A 21,336-nucleotide genomic window follows, 5' to 3' on the forward strand; every position below is an offset into this window, starting at 1 on the left:
TTCATATAATAAGGGGGATTCGCTTATGCGTGAAGCAGTAATTGTTGCAGGTGCCAGAACACCTGTCGGTAAAGCAGGAAAAGGGTCATTAAAAACAGTTCGTCCAGATGATTTAGGGGCATTAGTCGTAAAGGAAACGCTAAAGCGCGCGAACTACACAGGGGATATTGATGATTTAATTATCGGCTGTGCGATGCCGGAAGCGGAGCAAGGCATGAATGTAGCGCGTAATATCGGTGCGCTAGCAGGACTTCCAGATACGACGCCAGCACAAACGGTCAATCGTTTCTGCTCATCAGGGCTACAAACGATTGCCAATGCGGCAGAGCGTATTATGCTTGGGCATTCAAAAGCCATCATTGCAGGTGGTACGGAATCAATGACAATGGTGCCGATGATGGGCCATGTCGTACGTCCAAATGTGACATTAGCAGAGGAAGCACCTGAGTATTACACAAGCATGGGGCATACAGCGGAAAATGTCGCGGTGAAATATAGCGTATCTCGCGAGGAGCAAGATGCCTTTGCGGTACGCTCACATGAAAATGCGATTCGTGCGATTAAAGAAGGTCGTTTCGATGAGCAAATCGTGCCAGTGGATGTTGTACAGCGCTATGTTGATGACAACAATAAGCCACAGGAAAAACGCTTTGAATTTAAAATGGATGAAGGGATTCGTCCAGGAACGACAGTGGAGACATTATCGAAGCTACGTCCAGCCTTTAATGTGAAGGGTAGCGTAACAGCGGGGAATGCTTCACAAACGTCTGACGGGGCAGCGGCTGTTCTTGTAATGGACCGTGAATATGCAGAGGAACAAGGCATTGCACCATTAGCGAAATTTTTAGGATTTGCGGTCGGAGGGGTGCCACCGGAAATCATGGGGATTGGGCCAATTGTTGCGGTTCCCAAAGCGCTTGAAATCGCGGGCTTAAAGATCGAGGATATCGACCTTTGGGAAATCAACGAAGCCTTTGCTTCGCAATCAATCCAAGTCGTAAAAGAGCTTGGTATTGATATCGAGAAGGTCAATGTAAATGGTGGTGCGATTGCACTTGGTCATCCACTTGGCGCAACGGGCTCGATTCTTTCATTAAAGCTGATTCATGAATTGAAACGTCAAGGCAAAAAATACGGTGTCGTAACGATGTGTATCGGCGGCGGTATGGGTGCTGCGGGCGTCTTCGAAGTTTTATAAATCGTATTTGTCGCTTATTTTCACAGGGGAGAATTATTTAAATCGGGGAGGAATTTACGATGACAGAACATACAGCAAACATTATTAAAGGTGGTAGCTTTTTAACAGAAGACGTGGACATTAACCGCGTATTTACGCCAGAGGATTTCACAGATGAGCATAAAATGATCGCAAAAACGACAGAAGACTACGTGAAAAACGATGTCTTCCCGTTGATCCCAAATTTAGAAAATCACGAGTTCGAGCATTCAGTAAACCTACTGAAAAAAGCGGGTGAGCTAGGCTTATTAGCAGTAGACGTACCAGAAGAGTACGATGGCTTAGGGCTTGATAAAATCACATCTGCCCTTGTAACAGAGAAGATGGCTGTTGTTGGTGGCTTCTCCATTACACACGGCGCACATGTGGGGATTGGGTCTTTACCAATCGTCCTATTCGGTAATGATGAGCAAAAATCACGCTATTTACCGAAGCTTGCAACGGGTGAATTAATCGCGGCATACGCATTAACAGAGCCAGGCTCAGGTAGTGATGCACTTGGTGCGAAAACGACTGCACGCTTAAATGAAGCAGGTACGCACTATGTATTAAATGGTGAAAAGCAATGGATTACAAACTCAGGCTTTGCGGATGTATTCGTTGTATACGCGAAAATTGATGGTGAAAAATTCACAGCGTTTATCGTAGAGCGTGAATTTGCAGGCGTATCAACTGGTGCGGAAGAGAAGAAAATGGGGATCAAATCATCTTCTACACGTACGCTTATTTTAGAGGACGTAGAAGTGCCAGTAGAAAATTTACTTGGTGAAGTAGGTCGCGGCCACATCATCGCGTTCAATATTTTAAATATTGGTCGCTACAAATTAGGCGTAGGTACAATTGGCTCATCAAAACGCGCATTAGATATTACGATTCAATACGTTAATGAACGTAAGCAATTCAATACACCAATTTCTTCATTCAACTTAACAAAGGAAAAATTAGCGAATATGGCGGCACAAATCTATGCCTCTGAATCATTAATTTATCGTACAGTTGGGTACTTTGAGGACAATATGGGTCAAATGAGTGATGAAGAGAAAAAAGACGGTAAAAAGATTGCAGAAGCGATTGCAGAGTATGCGATTGAGTGCTCAATCAACAAAGTCTTTGGTTCAGAAGTACTTGATTATGTAGCGGATGAAGCGGTGCAGCTGCACGGTGGTTACGGCTACATGGCAGAATACGAAGTAGAGCGTATTTACCGCGATTCTCGTATCAACCGTATTTTCGAAGGAACAAACGAAATCAACCGTTTAATCGTTCCAGGTACCTTTATGAAGAAAGCAATGAAGGGCGAATTACCGCTTCTTGAGCAAGCGCAAGCACTGCAGCAAGAAATCTTAGGTATGGTACCAGAAGAAATCGCAGACGAACCATTAGCACAAGAAAAATATTTAGTGAAAATGGCGAAAAAAGTGGCGTTACTTGCGGCAGGGACAGCAGCGCTTAAATATGGTAACAAGCTAGAAGATGAGCAAGAAATTCTTGTGAATATCGCCAATATCGCGAACCAATTATTCGCGATGGAATCAGCGGTATTACGTACGCAAAAAGCGATTGACCGCGATGGTGCAGACAAAGCGGCTCAAAAGCTATTGTATACAGAAATCTTCAGCCAAGATGCCTTTGAAACAATCTTAGCAGAAGCGCGTGATACGCTAGTGAACTCATCATCAGGTGACAACCAACGTATGATGCTATCAGCACTTCGTAAATTTGGTCGTTATACACCGAAGAAAACGATTCGCCTAAAACGCCAAGCAGCAGAAGCATTAATTGCAGCTGAAAAATTCATCGTGTAAGTGACTCGGGTATGGAAGTAAGAGGCCTTACCCGAAAGACAACTACACAATACTCCCATATTACTGTAGGCCATGTAAATAAAGAGAAGGGTAGATGCAGTGGGTGCGTCTATCCTTTTTCTTTTCGTATTTGCAAAGGCTTTCAAATGTCTATACAATAGAGGAAACGAGAAGGGGGTACGCATACAAAATGGCGATTCAGTTTTACCATTATCCAAAATGTACGACATGTAAAAAGGCGTCAAAATGGTTGAAAGATGAAGGCATCGACTTTACGGCATATGACATTACGACAGACACACCGACGAAGGATGAGTTACGCAAGTTTTATGAACTAAGTGGGCTTCCATTGAAGAAATTTTTCAACACATCTGGCATGAAATATCGTGAGTTAGGATTGAAAGATAAGCTTGCTGATATGTCAGAAGACGAACAATTAACACTTTTAGCGTCAGATGGTATGTTAATCAAGCGTCCTCTCACTACGGACGGTAAAAAAGTAACTTTAGGCTTTAAAGAGCAGGAATTTGTCGAATCGTACAAATAGTGTCCATTATGGACGACCAAAAATCGCTTGAAATGCTGTTGCAACAAGATGTATGACCTTTAGAAAGTTCGGAATTACCCTTGTCAACACGCGGAAAACGTGACACAATAAAGATGAAATTACATAAACGGAGGGAATAAACAATGAGCGTTCCAACAAATTTACGTTACACAGAAGATCACGAATGGGTTAAATTAGAAGATGGTAAAGCAGTAATCGGTATTACTGAATTTGCACAATCAGAACTTGGCGATATCGTATTCGTTGAACTACCAGCAGTAGGCGATGAAATCGGTGCTGGCGAATCATTCGGTAGTGTAGAATCTGTAAAAACAGTTTCTGAATTATACTTACCAATCGCTGGTAAAATTCTAGAAGTAAACGAAAACTTAGAAGATTCTCCAGAGCTAGTAAACGAATCGCCATACGAGCAAGCTTGGATGGTCGTTGTTGAACCTGCAAATGAAGCAGACGTTGAAAGTTTATTAACTGCAGAACAATATCAAGAAGCAATCGCTGAATAATATTAGCATCACAAAGAGCTACCTCAACTGGGGTAGTTCTTTTTTGTGTAGAGTGCATGCGCTGTGGTATAACTAAAGTAGAAGACGGGGAAGCTTGTGGAGGTGGCAGAAATGGTGACAGACAAGGTGTTAATCGTTGAAGGAAAGCAAGATAAGCTACGCATTTTGCCCATACTAAATGAAGTGGTCGAAATTATTTGTACGAATGGTACGATAAGTGAGGACCGACTAGAGGAGCTACTTACACCTTATGAGGACAGTGACTTATATGTGTTTTTTGATGCGGATGAGTCCGGTGAGAAAGCGCGAAAGCTCGTGCAGCATTATTTTCCTCATGCCGAGCATTTATACACGCGACGAACGTATAAGCAAGTCGAGCATACACCGCAAAATTATTTAGCTTTCGTGCTAGCAGCAGCTGATTTTCAAGTGAATCCCGCCTATTTAATACGATAAGGAATGACATGTAATGAAAGAATGGTCTCGCGAAGAATGGGAGCAAGAACGTACAAAACATGACGTCACGGCTTTTTATTTATATACGCCAATGTGTGGCACATGTGCAGTAGCGTCTAAAATGATGGACGTCACAGAGCAGGTATTGCCACAAATCCCAATGGGGAAGGCAAATCTAAATTATATGGAACAAATTGCATACGATTATGAGATTGAAAGTGTGCCATGTCTACTAATTTCAGAGAATGGGCAAGTGCGCGATAAAGTATACGCATTTCAATCCGTACCAAATTTGTATGAAAAAATTTTAAATAAGTCATTGACGTAAAAATATCAGAGTGTTAAAGTAGAAACCAACAATAAAATAAAAACTTATGTCGTTACTCTTATTTAGAGAGGTGGAGGGAAGTGCCCTATGAAGCCCGGCAACCGTCGCAGTATGTGATATGGTGCCAATTCACGCAAAGTCATTACTTTGGGAGATGAGAGAACGGTTTGACACGATACGTTAAACCCTTCTGTTGCTCTAAAAAACAGAAGGGTTTTATTTTTTTAGCAGTTTAAATTGGACGACGACAAAGCATAGTATAATTGTTGGAATTTGAATAATCAGAGAGTTCAAAAGTTTTAGAACAAGGTGGAATGACAGTGATTCAGTTAGATAATGTTTCAAAACAATACAAAACAGCGAATGGTTCTCTAACGGCTGTCGATAATGTGAGTTTAACAATTCAGGATCGAGAAATCTTCGGCATTATCGGATACAGTGGCGCCGGAAAAAGTACGATGATTCGTTTACTTAATGGTTTAGAAAAGCCGACATCAGGCGACGTGCTTGTCAATGATGTCAATATTTCAAAGGCACGCGGCAATGCACTACGCAATGCGCGTCATCATATCAGCATGGTGTTCCAACATTTCAATTTATTATGGTCACGTACGGTAGCGGAGAACATCGCATTTCCACTTGAGATTGCGGGAGTGAAAAAGGATGTGCGTCAAAAGCGTGTAAAAGAATTGATTGCACTTGTTGGCCTAGAGGGTCGCGATGATGCGTATCCATCGCAGTTATCAGGTGGTCAAAAGCAGCGTGTCGGCATCGCCCGCGCGCTTGCTAACAATCCAACTGTGCTGCTTTGTGATGAAGCAACCTCTGCACTTGACCCGGAAACAACGGATGCGATTTTAGACTTACTAGTGAGCATCAATGAAAAATTAGGCTTAACAATCGTGCTGATTACGCATGAGATGCATGTTATTCGTAAGATTTGTCATCGTGTGGCGGTCATGGAGAAAGGGAAGGTCGTTGAGCAAGGGAATGTTCTTGAAGTATTCCAAAATCCACAAGCACCGATTACAAAACGTTTCGTGACGCAAGCAACGTCAACCGGTCAAAAAGAATCGGTCGCACAAATGCTAGAGGATTACCGCGAAGGACAGTTAATTAAATTATTTTTTGTAGGCGATCAAACAGAGCAGCCTGTCATTACAGAAATTATTCGCAAGTTTGCGGTAGACGTCAATATCGTCCACGGTAATATCTCACCGACGAAGAGTGGTCCGTACGGCACGTTAATCGTCCAGTTGACTGGTTCAGATGCTGATGTCGCAGCTGCGATTCAATATTTAGAAAATAAGGGTATCAAATCGGAGGTGATTAGTGATGTTGACTAATTTATTTCCGAATGTAGAATGGGACCGAATTTGGGAAGCCACACTGCAGACTTTATATATGACAGCTGTTTCAACAATCATTACATTCATTTTGGGATTAGCGTTAGGAATTGTGTTATTTTTAACAAGTCCCTATCAGCTATGGGCAAATAAACTAGCGAATTGGATTACGGGTGCGTTTGTGAACGTCTTCCGCTCGATTCCATTTATCATTTTAGTTATTTTGTTAATTCCATTTACAACATTTTTATTCGATTCGATTTTAGGAGCCAATGCCGCATTGCCAGCATTAATTATCGGTGCTGCGCCATTCTACGCACGTATGGTATTAATCGCTTTACGTGAAATTGATAAGGGCGTAATCGAAGCAGCACGCTCAATGGGGGCTAAAACCTCTACAATCATTTTCAAGGTCTTAATTCCAGAAGCGTTACCAGCATTAATTTCAGGTATTACGGTAACGGCGGTAGCACTTGTTGGATACACAGCGATGGCAGGAATTATCGGAGCAGGTGGTCTAGGTGATTTAGCCTTCGTGGATGGCTTCCAACGAGCTCGTACAGATGTAACGTTTATAGCAACTATTTTAATCTTAATTGTCGTATTTATTATCCAATTTATTGGTGATTTCTTTACAACAAAAATTGATAAACGATAACGCAATTGCGTATCAAATATAAAGAGGGAAAAGGGGATTTTATATTATGAAAGCGTCAAAAAAATTAGTAGCAAGTTTATTAACAGCATCATTAGCACTTGGTTTAGCAGCATGTGGCTCAGACGACAAATCAAGTAGTGATTCAAAAGAAACAACAATTAAAATCATGGCGTCAAACACACCACATAAAGAAATTTTACAAAAAGCTGAGCCAATTCTTGAAAAAGAGGGCGTAGATCTTGAAATCGAAACAGCACAAGATTACATTATTCCAAACAAAGCATTAGCTTCAGGCGATATTGACGCAAACTATTTCCAACATATTCCATACCTTACACAACAAATGAAAGATAATAAAGACTATGATTTCGTCAATGTTGGTGGTATTCACATCGAGCCAATCGCTATCTACTCTAAAAAATACAAATCATTAGATGAGTTACCAAAAGGTGCGAAAATTATTATTTCGAAATCAGTAGCAGATCAAGGTCGTATCTTAACACTTCTTGAAGCAAATGATTTAATCAAATTAAAAGATGGTGTGGATAAAACAACCGCTGAAATTAAAGATATTGCAGAAAATCCAAAAGAGTTAAAAATCGATCCAGCGGTCAATGCTGAAATGTTAGTACAAACGTACAATAATTCAAAAGATGCTGACGCAGTCGTTATCAACTCTAACTTTGCAATCGATGCTGGTTTAGATCCGAAGAAAGATTCAATTGCCATTGAGGGTGATGAATCACCATACGTAAATGTAATTGCCGTTCGTAAAGAAGATAAAGACAATGAATCAATCAAAAAATTAGTCGATGTCTTACATTCTAAAGAAATTCAAGAATATATTACAGAAGAATGGGGCGGCTCAGTCGTTCCTGTAAGTAAATAGAGCATAAAAAAGAGGCTGGGGATTAACCCTAGCCTCTTTTTTTATGCCTAATAAGCGCTCCAGCCAGCGTCTGCTGCTAGTGCAACACCATTTACTAAATCAGATTCATCCGATGCTAAGAATAGCGCAATATTTGCGACATCGTCGACTGTACCGGCACGTGGCATTAAGTTTGTTCCACGAATCGCTACTTCCATGCCAAATTTATCGATATGGTCCATGTTTGCCGCAAAACCTGTTTGGATTTGTCCAGGTGCAATCGCATTACAACGGATCCCTTGAGGGCCGTACTGCGACGCTACGTTCTTTGTCATGCCGACAATCGCATGTTTGGCCGCTGTATAGCCTAAGCCGCCACGACCGCCAAATAAGCCTGAAATCGATGCCATATTAACGATTGTTCCTTTACCGCGCTCTATGAAGTGAGGTAATACTTTACGAATACCACGCATCACGCCCGTTACATTAATATCAAAAACGCGTTGCCAAACCTCATCTGTCACATTACCAGCAGCCTGCATATTGTCGCTCACACCGGCATTGTTTACAAGAATATCAAGTTGACCGAAGTGGCCGATCGCATCGTCAATCATGCGCTGTACATCTTCCTCGACTGCAACATTCACCTTCACGCCAAAGGCTTCGTGACCTGCTGCTTGTAGTTCCTTAACAGTATCTGTTAACGCGGCTTCGTTAAAATCTGCAATGACGATTTTTGCGCCTTCCTCTGCAAAACGTTTCGCGATTTCTTTGCCGATGCCGGCACCACTACCTGTAATTAATGCCACTTTATTGTCCAAACGATTCATGTATAAAACCCCTTTCAAAGTGCTTTCGCAAGTAGTATAACGCAAAATATTTTAAAGTTAAAATAAAAAGCATTGCGTGTTTCTTCTATTATATTGTAATTATTGGAAACGCTTTCTTTTCTGTGTATAAAAAATCCTTCTGAGCAGTTGTTCAGAAGGATGTTGATTAACGGAATTGTGTAAGACGTGAGAAGAAGTTGCCGACGAAGTCTAAGAAGATTTCCTCGGACGGGGCAAGTTCACGCGTACTTGGGAAAATGACACCGACATTACGTGTAAATGGTGGCTCGATAAGTGATAGACGCACCGTACGTCGTGGTGTCGCATCATAGAATGCAGATTCAGGTAGTAGCGTAATGCCGATACCCGCGGCCACAAGACCTTTTAAGGCATCCATGTCCTCTCCCTCGGATGAAATATTTGGTGTGAAGCCAACTGATTTACAGGCGTCAACGACTACTTTATTTAAGATATAATCCTCAGGGAACAGCACAAAGTTCTCATTGCGTAAATCACCAAGCTGAATTTCCTGGCGCTCCGCAAGTGGGTGATTTTCAGGGACAAGTGCAGAAATATTTTCGGTAAATAAAATTCTTGTATTAATTAATTCATCTTTTTGCGGTACGGGACCAAGAAAGGCGAGATTGAGCTCGCGATTTTTCACGGCATTAATTAAAAAGCGGTAAGACCCTTGTCGCAGATGGAATGATACATTTGGATGCTCTTTTTTAAATGCCGAGATGACGGTAGGTAGCAAGAAGCTTGCAAGGCTCGTCGGGAAGCCGATTTTAATCGTTCCTTTCTCAGGGTCTAAATATTCATCCACTTGTTTTTTGGCGAAATCGATCGCTTTTAACGCCACAATGGCATGTTCTAAAAATACATGTCCGATGGGTGTTAATTTGACGTTACGGCCGATGCGTTCAAACAATTCAGCACCTAATTCAGACTCCAAATTGGCAATTTGTCTGCTGACGGCAGATTGTGCAACATGTAAATTTTCAGCAGCTTCTGAAATATGTTCGCGTTCAGCAACTGCCACGAAATAGCGTAGTTGTCGTAATTCCAAGGCATGTCAACTCCAATTTATCTATTTTTTAGATTGATTCTATATAAAGTATATATTGTTTGCATTGATTTGTGAATTTAAAATAGATTCACGAGGGAGGGATTTTTATGACGTTTCAAAATATTCAGAAAGAACAAGGGCTATATCATCCAAGTTTCGAACATGATGCATGCGGGATTGGATTTTATGCGAGCTTAAAAAATGAACCAACACATGACATCGTCGTGCAAGGTTTAGAAATGCTTTGCCGCCTAGACCACCGAGCAGGACGTGGTAGTGACGGTAAAACAGGGGACGGAGCTGGGCTAATGGTTCAGATTCCAGATACATTTTTCCGTCAGGTCACAGAATGGGCATTACCACCGAAAGGCGAATACGGTGTAGGTCAGTTCTTCTTTACAGCAGATGACGCTGAGCGACGACAAATTGAAGAAAAATTTAATGCCATCATCACCGAGGAAGGCCAAGAACTTATCGGGTGGCGTACTGCTCCGACAAACGCTGCATCTTTAAGTGATACAGCGAAGAATTCAGCACCCGTTGTCCGTCAGTTATTTATCGCAAGTGCTTCGTCAGAAAATTCCCTAGCATTTGAACGAAAACTTTACGTAATTCGCAAGCGTGTTGAAAAATGGGTGAAGGAGCAAGGGTTCACATTTTATTGCCCAAGCTTCTCTACGCAAACGATGGTATTTAAAGGCTTGTTAGCACCTGAAGAGGTGGCTCAGTTTTATGTAGATTTACAAGATGAGCGCTTCACTTCAGCGATTGCACTTGTCCATTCACGCTACTCTACTAACACATTCCCGTCATGGGAGCGCGCGCATCCAAACCGCTACATTATCCATAACGGTGAAATCAACACCGTACTTGGGAATGCCAACTGGATGAAGGCGCGTGAGCAAAAATTTGTGTCAGAGGCATTTGGTGAGGACCTTGAAAAGCTACTCCCAATTATCAATGCAGAAGGCTCTGACTCAGCGATGGTCGATAATGCATTTGAATTCTTTGTCCTAGCGGGTCGTCCATTAGCAGAGGCTGCCATGATGATGATACCTGAGCCGTGGACAGAAAATCCGCATATATCAGCCGAGAAAAAGGCGTTCTATCAATACAATAGCACATTAATGGAGCCTTGGGACGGTCCAACTTCAATCGCATTTACAAATGGGCAACAAATCGGGGCAATTCTTGACCGAAACGGCTTACGTCCAGCGCGCTACTATGTGACGAAGGATGATTATATTATTTACTCTTCAGAAGTGGGCGTTATTGACGTAGCAGAGGAAGATGTGGCGTATAAGGACCGCCTAAGTCCAGGGAAGATGCTATTAATCGATTTAGAAAAGGGCGAAATCATCGCTGATGAAAAATTGAAGTCAGATATGGCAACAGCCAAGCCGTATAAACAATGGCTAGATGATAATTTAATTGAGCTTGAAGCGCAAAAAGAAAAGTCGGAAAATATTGACGATTTACTGCTTCATCAAAAGATTTTTGGTTACACATATGAGGATGTTCATAAATACATTGTGCCGATTGTGGCAGGGAAAACCGATCCACTCGGCTCAATGGGAAATGATGCACCGCTTGCGATTTTATCGGATAAGCCGCAGTCATTATTCCATTACTTCAAGCAATTATTTGCGCAAGTGACGAACCCGCCAATTGACTCGATTCGTGAGCATTTAGTGACGTCGACAATGACGCTGCTAGGGAAGGAAGGGAATATCCTTCATCCGACGGCGGAGAGCTGCAAGCGTATTTTCTTAGAAACACCGGTACTGACAAATGGCCAGCTAGCACAGCTAAAACAGCAGCCTAGCGTTAAGTCGGTAGTGATTGATTTATTTATGACAGATGACGTCGCAAGCGATTTACAGCGCATTGCAGATGAAGCAGACCGCGCGATTCGTGACGGCGTGGAGCTGTTGATTTTATCAGACCGCCTTGTCGCGCCTGACAAGCCGATGCTACCAATCCTACTTGCAGCGAGTAGTCTACACCAGCATCTTGTACGCGTTGGGGAACGCACACAAGCTAGCATTATCGTAGAAGCCGCTGAAGTACGAGAAGTACATCACCATGCCGCATTAATTGGCTACGGTGTGGATGCCATTAATCCGTATTTAGTATTTGCGACAATTGATCAAGCAATCCGTGATGGACACCTACAATTTAGTTACGAGGAAGCGGTAGCACGTTATGTGTATGCCGCAAGTCAGGGTGTTGTAAAAGTAATGTCGAAGATGGGGATCTCGACAATTCAAAGTTACCGCGGGGCGCAAATTTTTGAAGCAGTAGGCATTTCAAAAGAAGTCATCGACAAGCATTTTACAGGTACGGCAAGTCAGTTAGGTGGTATCGACCTTCAAACGATTGGTGAGGAGGCACGTCGTCGCCATAATCTAGCGATTGATTCAGGGGATAAAGGTCTACCCCCAGGTAGTGAGTATCAGTGGCGCGCAAACGGCGAGCATCATGCCTTTAATCCAAAAACGATTCATACACTGCAGTGGGCAACACGCAAAAATGACTTTGGTCTATTCCACCAATATAGTGAAATGGCGAATGAGGAGCGCTTAGGCTTCCTTCGTAATTTACTAACATTTAAAAAAACCAACAGCATTCCACTTGAAGAAGTCGAGTCTGCGGAATCGATTGTGAAACGTTTTAAAACGGGTGCGATGTCATTCGGTTCGATTTCACAGGAAGCGCATGAATCATTAGCCATCGCGATGAATCGCATCGGCGGTAAATCGAACTCAGGTGAAGGTGGCGAGGATCCAGCGCGCTTTACGCCAGATGAAAATGGTGATTTACGTCGCTCGCAAATTAAGCAAATTGCGTCAGGTCGATTTGGAGTGAAATCACATTATTTAGTCAATGCAGATGAACTTCAAATCAAAATGGCGCAAGGGGCAAAACCAGGTGAAGGTGGTCAGCTTCCGGGGAATAAAGTATATCCATGGGTAGCGACGGTTCGTGGTTCCACAACAGGTGTTGGCTTAATTTCACCACCACCGCATCATGATATTTATTCAATCGAGGATATGTCCGAGTTAATTTACGACTTGAAAAACGCCAATCGCCACGCACGTATTTCGGTGAAACTTGTCGCAAAAGCAGGTGTCGGAACAATCGCTGCGGGTGTAGCGAAGGGCGCAGCTGATGTCATCGTTATTAGTGGCTATGATGGTGGGACCGGTGCCTCACCGAAGACAAGTATTAAGCATACAGGGCTACCATGGGAGCTAGGTTTAGCAGAAGCGCATCAGACGCTTATGCTTAACAATCTACGCGACCGTGTAACACTTGAAACGGATGGTAAATTAATGACCGGCAAAGATGTCATTATGGCGGCATTATTTGGCGCAGAGGAATTTGGTTTTGCGACAGCACCGTTAATCGTTTTAGGCTGCGTGATGATGCGTGCGTGTCATTTGGATACATGTCCCGTCGGTGTAGCAACGCAAAATCCAGAGCTTCGTGCAAAATTCATGGGCTCACCAGATCATGTCGTGAACTTTATGATGTTCATTGCAGAAGAGGTGCGTGAATATATGGCGAAGCTAGGATTCCGTACATTTGAAGAAATGGTCGGTCGCACGGATTTACTCGAAGTAAGCGAGCGCGCACAAGCTCACTGGAAAGCGAGTCAGCTTGATTTATCGAAGCTCTTGCATCAAGTAGAGGGACCGCGCACGAAGCAAGTACAGCAAAACCATAAATTAGATGAGACACTAGATTTACGTGAGATTTTACCGCGTGTTGATTTTGCGATTAAGCACGCGTCACCAATCGCACTCACATTCCCAATAAAAAATACAGACCGTGCAGTAGGAACGATTGTCGGCAGCGATATTTCGAAGCAATACGGCGCAGTAGGTCTACCGGAAGATACGATTAAACTTCATTTTGAAGGCTCAGCAGGTCAGAGCTTTGGCGCATTCATTCCAAAAGGCATGTCGATGTCGGTTGATGGCGATGCGAATGACTACTTCGGTAAAGGCTTATCAGGTGGTAAAGTCATCGTGTCAGCACCGATTAAAGGGCGCGAGGAGTCAAATGTCATCGCGGGTAATGTTTGTCTATACGGCGCAACGAGCGGTGAGGCCTTTATTAATGGGCGTGCAGGTGAGCGTTTTGCGGTCCGTAATAGCGGCGCCAATGTTGTCGTAGAAGGGATCGGTGACCATGGTCTTGAGTATATGACCGGTGGGAACGTCGTGATCTTAGGAGATGTTGGCAAAAACTTTGGTGCTGGGATGTCTGGTGGTGTGGCATATGTACGTCCGTCAAATGTCGAGGCATTCAAGTCAGCTTGTAATATGGAAATGATCGAGTTTACGACGAAGTTTACACAAAACGATATCGAGCTATTAAAAGAGCTATTAGAGAAGCATATTCATTATACAGACAGCTCAAAAGCGAAAGCGATATTAAATGATTTTGCACATGAGATGGATGGCTTTATTAAAGTCGTACCAACCGATTATAAGCATATGCTAGCGCATATTGATACGTTTGAAAAAGAAGGATTATCTGAACAGGAAGCGGCGATGAAGGCATTCACACTCGTGACATCACCGAAGAAACAACCCGTAGCAAAATCTTAAAGGAGCGTGATCTAGAATGGGAAAACCAACAGGATTTATGGAATATGATAAAAAGAAGGTTAAAGAAAAAGCGCCACTAGCACGCGTAAAAAACTTTGAAGAATATACGGAGCGATTATCAGATAAAGATTTAGCGACACAGGGTGCACGCTGTATGGATTGTGGCACACCATTTTGTCATATGGGCATTGAAATTCGTGGCTTTGCGGCAGGCTGTCCGATTAATAACTATATTCCGGAATGGAATGACCTTGTCTACCAGGGACAGTGGAAGGAAGCGCTTGAGCGTTTGATGATGACCAATAACTTCCCAGAGTTCACAGGACGTGTCTGCCCGGCACCATGCGAGGGCTCCTGTACGTTAGGCATTAACGAGCCGTCTGTGGCGATTAAAAGCATCGAGCAGTCGATTATTGATAAGGGCTTTGAAATGGGCTGGGTCCAACCACGTATCCCGCAAAAGCGTACGGATAAACGCGTCGCTGTTATCGGATCAGGTCCAGCGGGATTAGCGGCCGCGGATGAGCTCAATCAATTAGGCCATCAAGTAACAGTGTATGAGCGTGATGACCGCGCAGGTGGCTTATTAATGTATGGCATTCCAAATATGAAGCTAGATAAAAAAATCGTCGAGCGCCGCATTAACTTATTGCAGGCAGAGGGCATTCAATTTGTGCTAAATACAGCAGTCGGTAAAGATATTACGGCAGATGAATTAAAGGCACAATACGATGCAGTTGTGCTTGCGACAGGCGCAACAAAAGCGCGTGAGCTACGCATGGAAGGCAGCGATGCACGCGGTGTTGTGCCAGCGATGAATTACTTACATGACGTAACGAAAAGCTTATTAGATTCAAATTTTGAAGATGAGCGTGCATTAAATGTCAAAGGCAAAAATGTCATCGTTATCGGTGGCGGGGATACGGGTGCGGATTGTGTAGCGACCGCTGTGCGCCAAGGCTGTAAATCGGTGCATCAATTTGGTAAACACCCGGCATTACCTGCTGTGCGTCAACCAGAGCAGCCATGGCCATCTGACCCGCAAGTATATAAATTAGATTATGCGTATGCGGAGGCCGATGCGAAATTTGGCGGTGACCCACGTGAATACTGCATTCAAACGAAAAAAATTGTAGCTGATGAACAAGGGCGTGTTAAAGAGCTGCATACGATTCAAATGAATAAAATTGTTAATGACGAGGGCTATGCGTACTTTGAAGAAATTCCGGGTACGGAAAAAGTTTGGCCGGCCGACTATGTATTCGTCGCAATCGGCTTCCAGGGCGCTGAGTCCGCTGTTGCAGAGCAGTTTGGTGTGAAAATGCTAAACAATCGTGTCCACGCCTCTCGTCTAGATTACACAACGAATGTACAAGGCGTCTTTGCGGCAGGAGATGCGCGCAGAGGGCCATCCTTAATTGTATGGGCAATCAAGGAAGGGCGCGAAGTTGCCACGCAAGTTGCAAACTATTTAGCGGAGACACATGCTATCGCACAATAATAGAAGGAAGGCTGCGCGTGAGAAAGAAATTTCTTGCACGCAGTCTTTTGTTTTAAGACAGGTAATGCCACTAGAAACGTGATATAATGCGGTTTATCATCGTTTTAATAGTGGAAAACCGCAACCTTTATTGAAATCGATTCTCAATTAGAACGTCCTTATTGAAAATGAGAAAATTTTAAAATAAATGCATCTTTTACGTTGCAATTATTATAGGAAATCTTTTAATAGCAACGATTGTGTAATCTACTTGAGAATGAAATTCAAATGGTTGCAATCACTTTTTAATTAAGTTAAGATTAGAATGATGTTAAATTAAGAATGGATTCGCCATTCGGGAAACGCAAACGGAGGGTATTAGAATGTCAACTTTAGAAATTAAAGATCTTCATGTTTCAATCGAAGACAAGGAGATTTTAAAAGGCGTTAACTTAACGCTAAATACAAACGAAGTACACGCAATCATGGGTCCTAACGGTACTGGTAAATCAACACTAGCTTCAGCTATCATGGGTCACCCTAAATACGAAGTAACTTCAGGTGAAATCTTACTTGACGGTGAAAACGTATTAGAAATGGAAGTAGACGAACGCGCGCAAGCTGGTTTATTCCTAGCAATGCAATATCCATCAGAAATCGCTGGTGTTACAAACGCTGACTTCTTACGTTCAGCTATTAACGCTCGTCGTGAAGAGGGCGATGAAATTTCAATCATGAAATTCATCAAACAATTAGATAAAACAATGGACTTCTTAGAAATGCCAGAAGAAATGGGCCAACGTTACTTAAACGAAGGTTTCTCTGGCGGTGAGAAAAAACGTAACGAAATTCTTCAATTAATGATGATTAAACCAAAATTCGCTGTACTTGATGAAATTGACTCAGGTCTTGATATCGATGCACTTAAAATCGTTTCTAAAGGTATTAACGAAATGCGCGGCGAAGGCTTCGGCTGCTTAATGATCACGCACTACCAACGCTTACTTAACTACATCACACCTGACCACGTTCACGTAATGATGCAAGGTAAAGTAGTTAAATCTGGTGGTTCTGAATTAGCACAACGTTTAGAAGCAGAAGGTTACGACTGGATTAAAGAAGAACTAGGCATTAAAGATACAGACGCAGTAGTAGAAGAAGCATAATCGAGGAGGACGAGCACAGATGACGGTTGAAACAAAACTTGCTTTAACAGCCGAAGATGTACGCTCTTTCTCTGAAGCTCAAGGCGAACCAACATGGTTTGCAGAGCTTCGCGAACGTGCTCTTGCGGAAGTTGAAAACTTAGATATGGTTAAACCAGATAAAACAAATATTGATAAATGGGATTTCTTCAATTTCAAAAATCATACTGTTGAATCTGACACATTTGCTTCATTAGCTGAGCTACCTGAAGCAGTGAAACAAATCGTAGACGTTGAAGGTCAACAAAACGTTTACATCCAACGCAACAACACACCAGCTTTCCTTCAAGTATCTGAAGAGTTAAAAGCACAAGGTGTCATTATGACAGACATTTTCACAGCACTTAAAGAACATGGCGACTTAGTTCAAAAATTCTTTATGACAGAAGCTGTGACAGTGGATGAGCATAAATTAACAGCACTACACGCAGCACTTGTAAACGGTGGCGTATTCGTATACGTACCAAAAGATGTAGAAGTTGCTGAGCCTTTACAATCAGTATTCTACGTTGATAATGCAGATGCTTCATTATTCAACCATGTATTAATCGTGGTAGATACAAACTCAAAAGTAACATACGTTGAAAACTACTTCTCAGGCGTAGCTTCTAACAACACACAAGCAAACATCGTAACAGAAGTAATTGCTCGTGATGGCGCGAAAATTACTTTCGGTGCTGTTGATACATTAGATGCTGGCTTCACAACTTATGTAAACCGTCGTGGTGAAACATTACGTGATGCAGAAATCGACTGGGCATTAGGCTTAATGAACAACGGTGATACAATCGCTGAAAGCATTACACATTTACGTGGTGACGGTTCTGTTGCTGATACAAAAACAGTTGTTATCGGTAGCGGCAAACAAAACCAAAACTTCACAACAGAAGTTCGTAACTGGGGTAAAGCTTCAATCGGTAATATCTTAACGCACGCAGTCGTAAAAGATGCTTCTCGTGCAATCTTCAATGGTATTGGTAAAATCGAACACGGCGCTACAAAAGCAGATGCACAACAAGAATCACGTGTATTAATGCTTTCTCCAGACGCTCGTGGCGATGCAAACCCAATCCTTTTAATCGACGAAGATGATGTGACAGCGGGACACGCAGCTTCAGTAGGTCGCGTTGATGAAATGCAACTTTACTACTTAATGAGCCGCGGTATCTCTCGTGCAAACGCTGAAAGACTTATCATCCATGGCTTCCTTGAACCTGTTGTTTCTCAACTGCCAATCGAAGGTGTTAAAAAACAATTAATGGAAGTTATCGAAGGGAAAGTAAAATAATGATCAAAGACGACATTCGTAGCTATTTTCCAATCTTAAACCAAGAAATTAATGGTAACCCACTTGTTTATTTAGACAGCGCGGCTACTTCACAAAAACCAGTTCAGGTAATTGAAGCACTTAGTAAATACTATGAGTTCGATAACTCAAACGTACACCGTGGCGTGCATACGCTAGGTAACCGTGCTACAGACGCTTATGAAGGCGCTCGTGAAAAGGTTCGTCAGTTTATTAATGCGAAATCGACGGAAGAAGTTATTTTCACACGTGGTACAACTACAGGTTTAAATATGGTGGCATCAAGCTACGGTCGTGCAAACGTTTCAGAAGGTGATGAAATTGTCATTACGTATATGGAGCACCATTCAAACTTAATTCCATGGCAACAGCTAGCGAAAGCTACTGGTGCGACATTAAAATATATCGATATGCAACCAGATGGTACATTAGCAATGGAAGACATCGAAAAAACGATTACCGATAAAACAAAAATCGTTTCAATGACTTTCGCGTCAAATGTATTAGGTACGCATAACCCAATTAAAGAAGTAGCAGCCATCGCGCACAAACATGGTGCTGTAATGATTGTCGACGGCGCGCAAGGCGTACCGCACTTCCACACAGACGTACAAGATTTAGATTGCGATTTCCTTGCATTCTCAGGTCACAAAATGTGCGGTCCAACGGGCATTGGTGTATTATATGGTAAAAAAGAACACCTCGAAAAAATGGAGCCTGTCGAATTCGGTGGCGAAATGATTAACTTTGTTGGATTATATGATTCAACTTGGGCTGATCTTCCAGCTAAATTTGAAGCAGGTACACCAATCATTGCCGGTGCAATTGGTCTTGGCGCAGCAATCGATTTCTTAAATGAAATTGGTATGGATTCTATCATTGCTCATGAGCAAGAATTATCTAAATATGCGTTCGAAGCATTAACAACAATCGATGGCCTAACAATTTACGGCCCTCAAGATCCAATGAAACGCTCAGGTCTTGTGACATTCAACATTGATGATGTTCACCCACATGACCTAGCAACGGCGCTAGACAGCCAAGGTATTGCTGTTCGTGCTGGACACCACTGCGCACAACCATTAATGAAATGGTTGAACTGCGTAGCGACTGCACGCGCAAGCTTCTACGTGTATAACACGAAAGAAGAAATCGACAAGCTCGCTGACGGGGTGCGCTTCACGAAGGAGTATTTCGGAAATGTCTAATTTAGATCAACTATATCGTTCAGTAATTATGGACCACTATAAAAAACCACGTAATAAAGGGACGCTTGAAGGCTCAAATGTACAGCTTGATATGAACAACCCAACATGTGGTGACCGTATTCATTTAACACTTCAAGTCGATGATAACATCGTAACCGATGCGAAATTCGAAGGTGAAGGCTGCTCAATTTCCATGTCATCTGCATCAATGATGACACAATTGATTAAAGGCAAAACAATTGATGAAGCGGTAGAACTAGCACACACATTCTCAGAGATGATGTTAGGTCATGAGCATGATGAAGATTTAGACCTTGGTGATGTGGAAGCATTACAAGGTGTATCTCAGTTCCCAGCGCGTATTAAATGTGCGACATTGGCTTGGAAAGCAATGGAAAAAGGGATTAACGAACAAATTAAAAAATAAGCTTTGAACGGAGGAGAAATAATGGCTAAACAAATGCCCGAAATCGGCGAGTACGAATATGGTTTCCGCGACAAAGACGTATCGATTTTCCGTACAGAACGCGGTCTTACTCCTGAAATCGTAAAAGAAATTTCTCGTATGAAAGACGAACCACAATGGATGTTAGATTTCCGTCTGAAATCTTTAGATATTTTCTATTCAAAACCAATGCCACAATGGGGTGGCGACCTTTCAGGATTAGACTTCGATGAAATTACGTACTACGTAAAACCATCTGAAGGCGCTGAAAAATCTTGGGATGAAGTACCGGATGAAATCAAAGCAACATTTGATAAATTAGGTATTCCTGAAGCAGAGCAAAAATATCTTGCTGGTGTATCAGCACAATATGAATCTGAAGTTGTTTACCACAACATGAAAGAAGACCTTGAAAAACTAGGTGTTGTTTTCAAAGATACAGATTCTGCTCTTAAAGAAAACGAAGATTTATTCAAAGAATACTTTGGTAAAGTAATCCCTCCTGCAGACAACAAGTTCTCAGCACTTAACTCTGCAGTATGGTCTGGTGGTTCATTCATCTACGTACCAAAAGGTGTTAAATTAGACACACCTCTACAAGCTTACTTCCGTATTAACTCTGAAAACATGGGTCAATTCGAACGTACGCTAATCATCGTTGATGACGATGCATCAGTACACTACGTTGAAGGTTGTACAGCACCTGTTTACACAACAAGCTCTCTTCACTCAGCAGTAGTAGAAATCATCGTTAAAAAGAACGCTTATTGCCGTTATACAACAATTCAAAACTGGGCAAACAACGTATACAACTTAGTAACAAAACGTACAGTTGTTGAAGACCACGGTACAATGGAATGGGTTGATGGTAACATCGGTTCTAAATTAACAATGAAATACCCAGCATGTATCTTAAAAGGCGAAGGCGCACGTGGTATGACATTATCAATCGCTATCGCTGGCCGCGGCCAAAACCAAGATACAGGTGCGAAAATGATTCACTTAGCACCAAACACATCTTCAACAATCGTATCAAAATCAATCTCAAAACACGGTGGTAACGTAACATACCGTGGACAAGTGAAATTCGGTAAAAAAGCGACAAATGCACGCGCAAACATCGAATGTGATACGCTAATCATGGATAACGAATCAACATCTGATACAATTCCATACAACGAAGTAATGAATGACCAAATTTCTTTAGAACACGAAGCAAAAGTTTCAAAAGTATCTGAAGAACAATTATTCTATTTAATGAGCCGCGGTATTTCTGAGCAAGAAGCGACAGAAATGATCGTAATGGGCTTCATTGAACCATTCACAAAAGAACTTCCAATGGAATACGCAGTAGAAATGAACCGCCTAATCAAATTTGAAATGGAAGGTTCGATTGGTTAATTAA

General features: G+C 42.3%; 18 protein-coding genes and 1 riboswitch. Of the genes, 16 read left to right on the forward strand and 2 right to left on the reverse strand.

Annotation, left to right across the window (positions count from 1 at the left end; translation table 11 throughout):
• Positions 1 to 25 precede the first annotated feature (25 nt).
• The 9 genes from KTHG_RS17395 to KTHG_RS17435 all read left to right on the forward strand — a co-directional run bounded on the left by KTHG_RS17395 (position 26) and on the right by KTHG_RS17435 (position 7,790).
• Entirely contained in the window at positions 26 to 1,198 is a 1,173-nt protein-coding gene (locus KTHG_RS17395) for an acetyl-CoA C-acetyltransferase (RefSeq protein WP_139995566.1), read from the forward strand.
• A gap of 59 nt (positions 1,199 to 1,257) precedes the next feature.
• Positions 1,258 to 3,042 carry an acyl-CoA dehydrogenase family protein gene (locus KTHG_RS17400; RefSeq protein ID WP_139995568.1) on the forward strand — a complete coding sequence of 595 codons (1,785 nt, stop codon included), beginning with the start codon at positions 1,258 to 1,260 and terminating at the stop codon, positions 3,040 to 3,042.
• Positions 3,043 to 3,232: 190 nt separating this feature from the next.
• The gene (locus tag KTHG_RS17405; protein ID WP_139995570.1) at positions 3,233 to 3,589 is read left to right on the forward strand and encodes an arsenate reductase family protein; all 357 of its coding nucleotides are present in this window, start codon (positions 3,233 to 3,235) and stop codon (positions 3,587 to 3,589) included.
• 143 nt (positions 3,590 to 3,732) lie between these two features.
• A complete protein-coding gene (gene gcvH, locus KTHG_RS17410) occupies positions 3,733 to 4,113 on the forward strand; it encodes a glycine cleavage system protein GcvH (protein ID WP_126989856.1) in 381 nt (126 codons plus the stop codon).
• A 111-nt stretch (positions 4,114 to 4,224) separates the two neighbouring features.
• Positions 4,225 to 4,569, forward strand: coding sequence for a toprim domain-containing protein (locus tag KTHG_RS17415; RefSeq protein WP_139995572.1), 345 nt, complete (start codon positions 4,225 to 4,227; stop codon positions 4,567 to 4,569).
• 13 nt (positions 4,570 to 4,582) lie between these two features.
• Positions 4,583 to 4,897 carry a thioredoxin family protein gene (locus tag KTHG_RS17420; RefSeq protein WP_126989854.1) on the forward strand — a complete coding sequence of 105 codons (315 nt, stop codon included), beginning with the start codon at positions 4,583 to 4,585 and terminating at the stop codon, positions 4,895 to 4,897.
• 55 nt (positions 4,898 to 4,952) lie between these two features.
• A riboswitch (SAM riboswitch) is annotated at positions 4,953 to 5,058 on the forward strand.
• A gap of 159 nt (positions 5,059 to 5,217) precedes the next feature.
• On the forward strand, positions 5,218 to 6,243 hold the full coding sequence (locus tag KTHG_RS17425) for a methionine ABC transporter ATP-binding protein (RefSeq protein WP_126989853.1): 1,026 nt from the start codon (positions 5,218 to 5,220) through the stop codon (positions 6,241 to 6,243).
• Positions 6,233 to 6,901, forward strand: coding sequence for a methionine ABC transporter permease (locus tag KTHG_RS17430; protein ID WP_126989852.1), 669 nt, complete (start codon positions 6,233 to 6,235; stop codon positions 6,899 to 6,901). Before KTHG_RS17425 ends, KTHG_RS17430 begins: the two co-directional genes overlap by 11 nt.
• A 46-nt stretch (positions 6,902 to 6,947) precedes the next feature.
• Positions 6,948 to 7,790, forward strand: a complete 843-nt coding sequence (locus tag KTHG_RS17435; protein WP_139995574.1) for a MetQ/NlpA family ABC transporter substrate-binding protein — start codon at positions 6,948 to 6,950, stop codon at positions 7,788 to 7,790.
• Between the two features lie 47 nt (positions 7,791 to 7,837).
• Here the strand turns inward: KTHG_RS17435 and KTHG_RS17440 are convergent, their stop codons facing one another.
• Positions 7,838 to 8,599 (reverse strand): glucose 1-dehydrogenase, encoded by a 762-nt coding sequence (locus KTHG_RS17440; RefSeq protein ID WP_126989850.1) that lies wholly within the window; start codon positions 8,597 to 8,599, stop codon positions 7,838 to 7,840.
• A 166-nt stretch (positions 8,600 to 8,765) separates the two neighbouring features.
• Positions 8,766 to 9,668, reverse strand: a complete 903-nt coding sequence (gltC, locus tag KTHG_RS17445) for a glutamate biosynthesis transcriptional regulator GltC (protein WP_126989849.1) — start codon at positions 9,666 to 9,668, stop codon at positions 8,766 to 8,768.
• A gap of 107 nt (positions 9,669 to 9,775) precedes the next feature.
• On the opposite strand from gltC, the gene gltB reads away from it, so the two are divergent.
• The 7 genes from gltB to sufB all read left to right on the forward strand — a co-directional run bounded on the left by gltB (position 9,776) and on the right by sufB (position 21,332).
• Complete coding sequence (gene gltB / locus KTHG_RS17450; protein WP_139995576.1) at positions 9,776 to 14,287, forward strand: glutamate synthase large subunit; 4,512 nt, start codon at positions 9,776 to 9,778, stop codon at positions 14,285 to 14,287.
• 16 nt (positions 14,288 to 14,303) lie between these two features.
• Entirely contained in the window at positions 14,304 to 15,788 is a 1,485-nt protein-coding gene (locus KTHG_RS17455; protein ID WP_139995578.1) for a glutamate synthase subunit beta, read from the forward strand.
• Positions 15,789 to 16,150: 362 nt separating this feature from the next.
• On the forward strand, positions 16,151 to 16,933 hold the full coding sequence (sufC, locus tag KTHG_RS17460) for a Fe-S cluster assembly ATPase SufC (RefSeq protein WP_139995580.1): 783 nt from the start codon (positions 16,151 to 16,153) through the stop codon (positions 16,931 to 16,933).
• Positions 16,934 to 16,952: 19 nt separating this feature from the next.
• The gene (gene sufD, locus KTHG_RS17465; RefSeq protein ID WP_139995582.1) at positions 16,953 to 18,260 is read left to right on the forward strand and encodes a Fe-S cluster assembly protein SufD; all 1,308 of its coding nucleotides are present in this window, start codon (positions 16,953 to 16,955) and stop codon (positions 18,258 to 18,260) included.
• The gene (locus KTHG_RS17470; protein WP_139995584.1) at positions 18,260 to 19,486 is read left to right on the forward strand and encodes a cysteine desulfurase; all 1,227 of its coding nucleotides are present in this window, start codon (positions 18,260 to 18,262) and stop codon (positions 19,484 to 19,486) included. The genes sufD and KTHG_RS17470 overlap by 1 nt, the downstream gene beginning before the upstream one ends.
• Complete coding sequence (gene sufU / locus KTHG_RS17475; RefSeq protein WP_126989843.1) at positions 19,479 to 19,913, forward strand: Fe-S cluster assembly sulfur transfer protein SufU; 435 nt, start codon at positions 19,479 to 19,481, stop codon at positions 19,911 to 19,913. The genes KTHG_RS17470 and sufU overlap by 8 nt, the downstream gene beginning before the upstream one ends.
• A 21-nt stretch (positions 19,914 to 19,934) precedes the next feature.
• Complete coding sequence (gene sufB, locus KTHG_RS17480) at positions 19,935 to 21,332, forward strand: Fe-S cluster assembly protein SufB (RefSeq protein WP_126989842.1); 1,398 nt, start codon at positions 19,935 to 19,937, stop codon at positions 21,330 to 21,332.
• Positions 21,333 to 21,336 lie beyond the last annotated feature (4 nt).

Origin of the sequence: Kurthia sp. Dielmo (genome assembly GCF_000307285.2) — a bacterium.
GTDB lineage: Bacteria > Bacillota > Bacilli > Bacillales_A > Planococcaceae > Kurthia > Kurthia populi.